This window comes from Xanthomonas prunicola (assembly GCF_002846205.1).
Lineage (GTDB): Bacteria > Pseudomonadota > Gammaproteobacteria > Xanthomonadales > Xanthomonadaceae > Xanthomonas > Xanthomonas prunicola.
On sequence record NZ_PHKV01000005.1, the window covers coordinates 44,697 to 56,301 of the forward strand.

The following is an 11,605-nucleotide window of genomic DNA, read 5'->3' on the forward strand; positions in this document are numbered from 1 at the left end:
GTCAGCAAGTTCGATCTGGAGCTGACGCTGCAGGAAGACGGCGCGTGCATCGTCGGCAGCCTGCGCTATGCCACGGCCCTGTTCGATGCGGCCACCATCCAACGCTGGTGGCGCTGCTTCGAGCAGGTGCTGCAAGCGCTGACACGCTCGGAACACGCCCGCGTCCGGCAACTGTCCTGGCTGGATGCGCCGCAGCGGCAACACCTGTTGGCTGAAGTCGGCATGGGCGCGACCGCCGCTGTGCCCGCGCAACCAGTGCATCAGCTGTTCGAAGCGCAGGCGCAGCGCACGCCCGAGACCATCGCCGTGGTCGCCGACCAGCAGTGCGTGCGCTATGCCGCACTCGATGCCCGCGCCAACCAACTCGCCCACCATCTGGTGGCGCTGGGCGTGGTGCCGGAAAGCGTGGTGGCCGTATGCCTGCCACGCGGCATCGACCTGATCGTCGCTTTGCTTGCGATCCTCAAGGCCGGCGCGGCCTATCTGCCGCTGGACATCAACGCGCCGCCCGCGCGTCTGGACGGCATGCTTGCCGCCGCACGCACGCAGGTCCTGCTCGCGCACCGCCAGATCGCCATGCAGTTGGCACCACGCGAGGAGCTGCAGCGTGTGCTGCCGGACGCCGACGCGGCGTTGTGGGCAGCGGCTCCCACCCACGCTCCCGCCGTGGCGGCATTGCATCCGCAACACCCGGCCTACGTCATCTACACCTCCGGCTCCACTGGCCGACCCAAGGGGGTGGTGGTCTCCCATCACGCCCTGGTCAACTTTCTCGCCGCCCTGCATGCCCAACTGCCGCTGTCGCCCCAGGACCGCCTGCTGGCCGTGACCACCGTCTGCTTCGACATCGCCGCCCTGGAACTGTTCGCGCCGCTGATCCATGGCGCCTGCGTCGTCATCGCTGCGGCGCAGATCCAGGAGCCGACGCAGTGGATGCACCTGCTGGCCGAACAGCGCATTTCGGTGCTGCAAGCGACCCCGACGTTCTGGCAGATGCTGCTGAATGCCGGTTGGCAGAGCGCGCCGACCATGCGCCTGCTGTGCGGCGGCGAAGCCTTGCCGCAGGATCTGGCCCAGCGCCTGCAAGCGGGCGGCGGCCGGCTGTGGAATCTGTACGGCCCCACCGAGGCCACCATCTGGGCCAGCGCGCACCCCGTACTCGGCACCGAGCCTGGCAGCGTCGTCCCGCTGGGGCGGCCCTTGTCCAATACGCGCCTGCAGGTGCTCGACGCGCACCGGCAGTTGCTGCCGCTGGGCGTGGCCGGCGAACTGTGCATCGCCGGCCCGCAGCTGGCCCGCGGGTATCTCGGGCGCCCGGACCTGACCGCCGAGCGCTTCGTGCCCGATCCGTTCGCCGAACAGCCCGGTCAACGCATGTACCGCAGCGGCGATCTGGCGCGTTGGTGCGCCGACGGCAGCCTGCAGTACCTGGGCCGCCGCGACCAGCAGATCAAGCTGCGCGGCTTCCGCATCGAACCGGGCGAGATCGAATCGGTGCTGCGCGGATGCGACGGCGTGCGCGAGGCGGCGGTCGTGGTGCACGCGCACGGCGACGACAAGCGGCTGCTCGCCTATCTGGTCGGCGACGACGCGTTGCGCGCCGAGCATCTGCGTGTCGCGTTGGCCGCGCGTCTGCCCGACTACATGATCCCGGCCGCTTATGTGCAGCTGGATGCGCTGCCGCTGACCCCCAACGGCAAGCTGGATCGTGCTGCCTTGCCCGCGCCGGACGCCGAAGCGCTGGTCGCGACGGCCTACGCCGCCCCCGAAGGCGCGCTGGAAACCCTGCTCGCCACGCTGTGGAGCGAGCTGCTCGGCATCGAACAGGTCGGCCGCCACGACAACTTCTTCGCCCTCGGCGGACACTCGCTGCTGGCGGTGCGGCTGATCTCGCGGCTGCGCAGCGCGCTTGGACTGGAACTGCCGTTGGCGACACTGTTCGCGCAGCCGTGCCTGGCCGATCTGGCGCGATCGCTGCACGGCGCCGCCGCCAGCACCCTGCCGGCCATCGTGCCGGCCGACCGTAGCGCACCGCTGCCGCTGTCCTTCGCCCAGCAACGCCTGTGGTTCCTGGCTCAGCTCGATGCCCAGGCCGACCTGGCCTACCTCATGCCCAATGGCCTGCGTCTGCGCGGCCGGCTGGACCGCCACGCCCTGCGCCTGGCGCTGGACCGTATCGTCGCGCGCCACGAGAGCCTGCGCACCCGCATCGCCCTGCACCAGGACGACCCGGTCCAGATCATCGCCCCCGACACGATCGGCCTGCGCTTGCGCGAACACGATCTCAGCGGCCATCCAGAGCCCGAGATCGAGCTGCTGCGTCTGGCCGAACGGGAAACGCACACGCCCTTCGACCTGGCCCACGACACCCTGGCCCGCGGCTGCCTGCTGCGCCTGGGCGAGAACGATCATGTCCTGCTCGTCACCTTGCACCACCTGGTGGCCGACGGCTGGTCGATGGGCGTGCTGGTGCGCGAACTGGGCACGCTCTACGCCGCCTTCGCACAAGACCGGCCCGATCCGCTGCCGCCACTGCCGGTCCAGTACGCCGACTACAGCCTGTGGCAACGCCGCTGGCTCGAGGGGCCGCTGCTGCAACGCCAGCTCGACTTCTGGCGCGACCACCTGCAGGACGCGCCGGCGCTGCTGGAATTGCCCACCGACCGCCCGCGCCCGGCGCGACAGGACGCAGGCGGCGACACGCTCCCATTCGCACTCGACGCCCAGCTCAGCGCTGCGCTGACAGCGCTGAGCCAGCGCCACGGCACGACCGTGTTCATGACCTTGCTGGCCGCCTGGGGCGTGCTGCTGGCGCGTCTGGCCGGCCAGGAGCAGGTGGTCATCGGCACCCCGGTCGCCAACCGCACCCGCAGCGAACTGGAGCCGTTGATCGGCCTGTTCGTCAACACCCAGGCGCTGCGCATCGACCTGCGCGGCAATCCCTCGTTCGCCGACCTGTTGGGCCAGGTGCGCGCCACCGCGCTGGCCGCACAGGCGTACCAGGACATCCCCTTCGAGCAGGTGATCGAAGCGCTCAACCCGGCGCGCAACCTGGCTCACCACCCGTTGTTCCAGGTCATGTTCGCCTGGCAGAACACCCCCAGCGTCGCGCTGGAACTGCCCGATCTGCACCTGCACAGCGTGCAAGGTCCCTCTCCCATCAGCAAGTTCGATCTGGAACTGGCGCTGCACGAGCGCGACGGGGCCATCGTCGGCAGCCTCGGCTATGCCACCGCGCTGTTCGAGCGCAGCACCGTGCAGCGCTTCCTCGCCAGCTTCGTCCATCTGCTGCGGGCCATGCCCTCGCACGAGCGCGTGCCGGTGGCCCGGTTGCCGTTGCTGGATGCGCCGCAGCGCCAGCACCTGCTGGCCGTGTTCGGCACGGGCGCGACCGCCGCCATGCCGGCGCAGCCCGTGCACCGGCTGTTCGAGGCGCAAGCGCAGCGCACGCCCGAGGCCATCGCCGTGGTCGCCGACCAGCAGTGCGTCAGTTATGCCGCGCTCGACGCCCGCGCTAACCGGCTGGCGCAGCGCTTGCTCGCGCTGGGCCTGCGCGCAGGCGCGCAGGTGGCCATCGCGCTGCCGCGCTCGATCGAGTTGATCGTGGCGCAATTGGCCGTGCTCAAGTGCGCGGCGGCCTATGTGCCGCTGGACAGCACGCATCCGCGCGCGCGCCTGCTCGCGCTGATCGCCGATGCACAGGCCCAGGTCCTGATCCAGGAACGCGATGGCACGCTCGCTCCGGCAGGCGTGGCCTGCCTGAGCTTGACCGCTCTCGACGAGGCGAACACGGCCGCGCCACCGGCCATCGCCGTGCCGCCCGCGGCCACGGCCTACGTCATGTACACCTCCGGCTCCACCGGCACGCCCAAGGGCGTGGCGGTGTCGCATGGCGCCATCCTCAACCTTGTGCTGCAGGACGGGCCGGCGCGGTTGCACTCCCAGGACCGGGTCGCCTTCGCCTCCAATCCCGCCTTCGACTCGGCCACACTGGAGGTCTGGGGCAGTCTGCTCAACGGCGCCACCGTCGTCGTCGTGCCGGCGGCGGTGATGCGCGATCCGGCCGCATTGGGCGCCTTGCTGGAACAGCAACGCCTGTCGGTGCTGATCCTGGTCGCCGGTGTGCTGCGTGCCTATGCACCGTCGATGGCCTCGCCATTGAGCGCCCTGCGCCTGCTGTTGACCGGTGGCGATGTCGCAGATCCGCACGCGCTGGCACAGGTCCTCGATGCCGGCGGCCCGGTGCGCGTGCTGCAGACCTACGGCCCCACCGAGAGTACCCAGTTCGTCACCGCCTTGACCGTGGACCGCGTCCCCGATCCACGGCAGCGCCTGCCGATTGGCCGACCGCTGGCCAATACCCGGCTCTACGTGCTCGATCGGCAAGGCCTGCCGGTGCCGATCGGCGTGGCCGGCGAACTGCATCTCGCCGGCGCGCAGCTGGCCCTGGGCTATCTGCACCGGCCGGACCTGACCGCCGAGCGCTTCGTCCCGGATCCGTTCGCCGCGGAACCCGGCCAACGGATGTACCGCAGCGGCGACCTGGCACGTTGGCGGGCCGACGGCAGCCTGGCGTTCATCGGCCGCAACGATGCGCAGGTCAAGCTGCGCGGCTTCCGCATCGAGCCCGGCGAGATCGAGGCCGCCTTGCGTGCCTGCGGTGCGCGCCACGCGGTGGTCGTCGCCGATTGCGCCGAAGACAAACGGCTGATCGCCTATCTGATCGGCGACAGCGCGGCCGCAGACCCGGCAGCGTTGCGCGCCCAGCTCGCCACGCGCCTGCCGGAGCACATGATTCCCGCGGCCTTCGTCCAGTTGGACATGTTGCCGCTCACGCCCAACGGCAAGCTGGATCGTGTCGCCTTGCCCGCGCCGGACACAGAAGCGCTGGTCGCGAACGCCTACGCCGCGCCCGAAGGCGAACTGGAAACCCTGCTCGCCGCACTATGGCGCGAGCTGCTCGACGTCGACCAGGTCGGCCGCCACGACGACTTCTTCGCCCTCGGCGGCCACTCGCTGCTGGCGGTCCGCCTGGTCTCGCGGCTGCGCGAGCGCCTGGGACTGGAACTGGCCTTGACCGACGTCTTCGCCCACCCACGGATTTCCGCTCTTGCCAGCGTACTCGCCGGTGCCACGGCCCAGACCCTGCCACCGATCGTTCCGGTTCCGCGCGACCGTCCGCTCCCACTGTCTTTTGCCCAACAACGGTTGTGGTTCGTCGCACAGCTCGACCCGCAGGTTCACCTGGCCTATTTGATGCCACTGCGTATCCGCCTGCAGGGGCCGCTGCACGGCCCGGCCTTGCGGCGCGCACTCGATCGACTGGTCGCCCGGCATGAGCCACTGCGCACGCGCATCGGCGTGATCGACGGCAGCGCGGTGCAGCAGATCGCGACGGCCGACATCGGCTTCGCACTGACCGACATCGATCTATCGCGACATCCAACACAGGACGAGGCCATCCAGCGCCACGCCGAACACGAGAGCACGACCCCGTTCGATGACGCGGATCGCGCGCTCGTGCGCGGGCGCCTGCTGCGTCTGGCCGATGCCGATCACGTCCTGCTGCTCACCATGCATCACCTGGTGGCCGACGGCTGGTCGATGGGCGTGCTGGTGCACGAACTGGGCATGCTCTATGCCGCCTTCGTGCAAGGCCGGCCCGATCCGCTGCCGCCGCTGCCGATCCAGTACGCCGATGTCGCGGTGTGGCAACGCAGTTGCCTCGGCGAGGAGGCGCTGCAGGACCAGCGCCGGTTCTGGGTCGACCACCTGCACGCTGCGCCGCCCGTGCTGGAACTGCCGACCGATCGCCCGCGCGCCGCGCCGCAGGACTACCGCGGGGACAGTCTGCAGATCGCGTTGGATCCAGCCCTCACCGCTGCGCTGACAGACCTGGGCCAGCGACACGGCAGCACGCTGTTCATGACCCTGTTGGCTGCCTGGGGCGTGCTGCTGGGGCGCCTGAGCGGCCAGGACCAGGTCGTCATCGGCACGCCGGTCGCCAACCGCACGCGCAGCGAACTGGAGCCGTTGATCGGCCTGTTCGTCAACACCCAGGCGCTGTGCATCGACCTGCGCGGCACTCCCTCGTTCGCCGACCTGTTGGGCCAGGTGCGCGCCACCGCGCTGGCCGCACAGGCGCATCAGGACCTGCCGTTCGAACAGGTCATCGAAGCGCTCAACCCGGCGCGCGACCTGGCCCATCACCCGGTGTTCCAGGCCATGTTCGCCTGGCAGAACGCGCCGACGCCCACCCCGGCGTTGCCGGGTATGACGGTGCAGCCGATCGTCGTTCCCGAGGCCTCGATCAAGTTCGATCTGCACCTCACCCTGCAAGTGCACGACGACCGCATCGTCGGCGGCCTGAGCTACGCCACCGCGCTGTTCGAGCGCAGCACCATGGAGCGCCACCTGGCCCAGTTCCTGACGCTGTTGCAGGGCATGGTCGCCGACGACCGCGCATGCGTTGCGCACCTGCCGCTGCTGGCGGACGACGAACACGCGCAGTTGCGAGGCTTCAACGCCACCGCCACCGATCTCGACGGCACCGGCTACCTGCACCGCGCCATCGAAGCACAGGCGCAGCGCACGCCCGACGCCATCGCCGTGACCGACGACCACGGCACGCTCAGCTATGCCGACCTCGATGCCCGCGCCAATCGACTTGCCCATCACCTGATCGGGTTGGGCGTTGTCCCGGAAAGCAGTGTCGCCGTGTGCCTGCCACGCAGCATCGACCTGGTCATCGCCCTGCTGGCGATCCTCAAGGCCGGCGCCGCCTACCTGCCGCTGGACGTCGACGCACCGCCCGCGCGCCTGGACGGCATGCTCGCCGATGCCAAGCCCTGTGCATTGCTCGCCCATCGCCTCACGGCCGCCTTGCTGGCGCAACGCGACGACCTGCACACCGTGCTGTTGGATGCCGAACCCGCTGCGTGGATCTCGGCCCCCACGCACGCTCCGATCGTGACGGCGTTGCTCCCGCAGCATCCGGCCTACGTCCTCTACACCTCCGGCTCCACCGGCACGCCCAAGGGCGTGGTCAACACCCATGCCGGCATCGACAACCGCCTGCAGTGGATGCAGCAGCGCCTGCAGCTGCAACCCGCACAGCGCGTGTTGCAGAAAACCCCGGTCGGCTTCGACGTGTCGGTGTGGGAGCTATTCTGGCCGCTGCGCGTGGGCGCGCGTCTGGTGCTGGCGGAACCGGGTGGGCACAAGGATCCGGCTTATCTGATCGACCTGATCGAGCAGGCCGGCATCGATACCGTGCACTTCGTGCCCTCGATGCTACGGGTGTTGCTGAATGTCTTGCCGCAAGGCGCATGCGCCAGCCTACGGCGCATCGTCTGCAGCGGCGAAGCGCTAGCGGCGGACCTGGCGCAAGCAGCACGCGCCCGCCTGCCGCAGGCACGCCTGTACAACCTCTACGGCCCGACCGAAGCAGCGGTGGATGTCAGCGCCTGGGAATGCACCGATGCCGATGCCAGCGGCGTGCCGATCGGCCGACCGATCGCCAACACCCGCCTGCACGTGCTCGATGCGCATGGCCAGTTGGCCCCGATCGGCGTGGCCGGCGAACTGCAGATCGCCGGCGTGCAGCTGGCGCGCGGCTATCTGGGCCGCCCGGATCTGACCGCCGAACGCTTCGTCCCCGATCCGTTCGCCGAGCAACCCGGCCAGCGCATGTACCGCAGCGGCGATCTGACGCGCTGGCGCGCCGATGGCGCGTTGGACTATCTCGGCCGCAACGACGACCAGGTCAAGCTGCGCGGGGTACGCATCGAACTCGGCGAGATCGCAGCCGCACTACGTGCTTGCGCCGGCGTGCGGGATGCGGCCCTGATGCTGCGCCAGGACGACCCCGACGAACCGCGCCTGGTCGCCTACGTGGTCGGCGAGGCCGAGGTGCTCGCCGCCGAGACGCTGCGCACGCAACTGGCAGCGCGCCTGCCCGACGCCATGCTGCCCAGCGCCTACGTGCCGCTGGACGCGCTGCCGCTGAGCGCCAACGGCAAGCTCGACCGCCGCGCCCTGCCCGCACCGGACGCCGACGCGCTGGCGACGCAGCCCTACCTCGCCCCCGACGGCGAGCGCGAAACCCTGCTCGCCGCCCTGTGGAGCGACCTGCTCGGCGTCGAGCGGGTCGGTCGCCACGACGGCTTCTTCGCCCTCGGCGGGCATTCGCTGCTCGTCATCACCTTGATCGAGCGCTTGCGTCAGCACAACCTGACGCTGGACGTGCGCACCCTGTTCACCCACCCGCGGCTGCTGGACATGGCCGCCCGGCTGCAAACCGGACACGTGGACGTCCCGCCCAACCGGATCGCCGCCGACTGCACCCGGCTCTCTCCCGAACTGCTGCCGTTGCTGGAACTGACCCAAGCCGACATCGACGCCATCACCGTTGCGGTGGACGGCGGCGCCGCCAACGTCCAGGACATCTATCCGCTGGCGCCGCTGCAGGCCGGCATGCTGTTCCATCACCTGGCCAACGCCGGTGCGGACGCGTATCTGCAAACCAGCCTGATGGCGTTCGACACGCGCGATCGTCTGGACCGCTTCCTGGCCGCACTGAATTGGGTGATCGCGCGCCACGACATCCTGCGCACCGGCTTTGCCTGGAACGGCCTGCCGCAGCCGGTCCAGGTGGTCTGGCGGAATGCGCCGGTGCAGGTCCACACGCATGCGCTGGACGGCGCGAGCGACGTGGCGGCGGCACTGCAGGCCATCCTGTCGTCCAGGCACTACCGGATCGACCTGCAGCGGGCGCCGCTGCTGCAGGCGCATCTCGCCTACGATCCCGTGCAGGCATGCTGGCTGTTGAATCTCGCCCATCACCATCTGGTCATGGATCACACCACGCTGCAGATCGCGATGCAGGAAATCGACGCGTATCTGAGCGCCCGCACGCATGTCCTGCCAGCCCCCGTGCCGTTCCGCAACTTCGTCTTCGAGATAGGCAACGGCGTCGCGGAGGCCGAACACGCACGCTTCTTCGCGCAGACGCTCGGCGATGTGGAAAGGACCACCGCGCCCTTCGGCCTGACCGACATCCACGGCGATGGCGCGCGGCTGCGCACTGCGCAACAAGCGCTCCCGACCGCACTGGCAACGGCGATCCGTCGGCATGCGCGGCGGCTCGGCATCAGCCCTGCGGCAGTCTTCCACCTCGCCTACGCGCTGGTGCTGGCCATCGCCAGCGGCCAGGACGACGTGGTGTTCGGCACCGTTCTGTTCGGCCGTATGCGCGGTGGCGCAGGGGCCGACCGCGCCATGGGCATGTTCCTCAATACCTTGCCGCTGCGGCTGCGCCGCGACGCCACGCCGGTCGAACAGGCGCTGGCGCAGACCCATGCGCGCCTGGCCGCCCTGGTCGCACACGAGCATGCGCCACTGGCCCTGGCCCAGCGCTGCAGCGGGCTGGACGCGACGCATCCCCTGTTCTGCGCGCTGATGAACTACCGCTACAGCAGCGGCAGCGATGCCGTTCGGCACGCGGCCGACGCAGGGCCACACGCGCCGGCGTTCTGGGAGGGCGTGCAGGCGCTGGGCAAACGCGACGTCAACAACTATCCGCTGACCCTCTCGATCAACGATGGCGGCGAGCGGTTCACGCTGGACGTGAGCCTGGACCAGAGCGTGCCTGCCGAACGCCTGTGCGACCTGATGCAGCACACCCTGGCGCAGCTGATCCAGGCGCTGGAGCAGCATCCGCAGGCCCCGTTGCATACGCTGCCGATCCTGCCGGCGTCCCAACGCGACGCCGTGCTGCATGGGGCCGGCGCCGCGCCGGCCAGCACTGCGGCGCGCTGCGTGCATGTGGCGGTACAAGCCCAGGCGCAGCGCACGCCGCAGGCGCTGGCGCTGGTGCAAGGCCAGCAATCGTTGACATACGCGCAGCTGGACGCCCAGGCAGCGCGACTGGCCCGACAACTGCAGACCCTGGGCGTCGGGCCGGATACGCGGGTGGCGATCTACCTGACCCGCAGCAGCGCGATGGTGGTCGCCTGGCTGGCCACGCTGAAGGCCGGCGCCGCCTACGTGCCCCTGGATCCAGCCTATCCGCCCGAGCGCCTGGCCTGCATGCTCGACGACTGCCGGCCGCGGGCCGTGGTGACCTGCGCCGCGCTGGAAGAGCAGCTGCCGAGCTGCCGTGCGCTGCGCAGCGCACGGGTGCTCACGATCGACCCCTCGCAGCCGACCGACGCAGCCGAGCCGGCGACGACCGTTGCCAGCACCGTCGCGGACGCCGCACTGGCCTACGTGATCTATACCTCCGGCTCCAGCGGCCGTCCCAAAGGCGTGATGGTCGAACACCGGCAGCTGGACAATCTGGTCCGCTGGCATGGCGAACGCTTCGGCCTGCAAGCGGGCGTGCACTGCAGCGCCGTGGCCGGCCTGTCCTTCGATGCCGCCGCCTGGGAACTGTGGCCGGCGCTCTGCCATGGCGCCAGCGTGCACCTGGCACCGGCCGACGCGTCGGCGGACCCATCGGCCCTGCTCGCCTGGTGGCAGGCGCAGGCGCTCCAGATCGGCTTCCTGCCGACGCCGCTGGCCGAACTGGCGCTGCAACAGGCGCAGTGGCCCGCTGGCCTGCGCACCCTGTTGACCGGCGGCGATCGGCTCGGCCCGCTACGTCAGCCGTTGCCGTTCGACCTGATCAACAACTATGGCCCGACCGAAAGCGCGGTGGTCGCGACCTCGGGGCGAGTCGAAACCGGCGACACCCTGCCCGACATCGGCAGCCCCATCACCGGCGTGCGCGCCTATGTGCTGGATCGCTGGGGCCAGCCGGTTCCGCTCGGTGCGGTCGGCGAACTGCATGTGGCCGGCGCCAGCCTGGCCCGCGGCTACCTGGGCCGCCCAGGATTGACCGCCGAGCGCTTCGTGCCCGACCCGTTCGTGGCGCAGGCAGGGCAGCGGATGTACCGGACCGGCGATCTGGTCCGCTGGACCTCCACGCGCACACTGGACTTCGTCGGCCGCAACGACCAGCAGGTCAAGGTGCGCGGCGTGCGCATCGAACCGGGCGAAATCGAAGCGGTGCTGCGCAACGCACCGAACGTGCGCGAGGCGGCGGTGCTCGCCCATCCGGCGCCAGAAGGCGGCATCCGCCTGATCGCCTACGTGACCGGCCAGGCGCAGATCGAGGCGCTGCGTGCGCATGCGGTTGCGCAGCTTCCCGAGGCGATGCGCCCGGTGGCGTACGTGGCGATGGATGCGCTGCCGCTGACGCCCAACGGCAAGCTCGATCGCAACGCCTTGCCGGCGCCGGACGCGCACGCCTTCGGCGTGCGCCCCTACGCGCCCCCGCAGGGCCCGGTGGAGGAGCGCCTGGCCGCCCTGTGGAGCGACTTGCTCGGCATCGAGCGCATCGGACGTCACGACAACTTCTTCGACCTCGGCGGGCATTCGCTGCTCGCCATGCAACTCGCCTCGCGCGTGCGCACCCGCTTGCATGCCGAGATGCCGCTGGATCGCTTCTTCGCCAACCCACAGCTGCATGAACTCGCGCAACACGTGCTGGCCAGCCGCCTGGAACGGCGTGCGCAGGCAGATGCCGAGACGCTGCTCGCCCGCGCCAAAACTGGAGCCTGAT

The 11,605-nt window shown here is 70.2% G+C and carries 1 protein-coding gene (running past one end of the window); it reads left to right on the top strand.

The genetic code is table 11. From position 1 onward, the window contains the following. Positions 1-11,604, top strand: partial view of a non-ribosomal peptide synthase/polyketide synthase gene (locus XpruCFBP8353_RS15560; RefSeq protein WP_162301080.1) — the final stretch only. Its footprint begins 26,730 nt before the window's first position; 11,604 of the gene's 38,334 nt are visible here — the last part of the coding sequence; the start codon falls outside the window, past its left edge; the stop codon is at positions 11,602-11,604. Position 11,605: the final 1 nt, after the last annotated feature.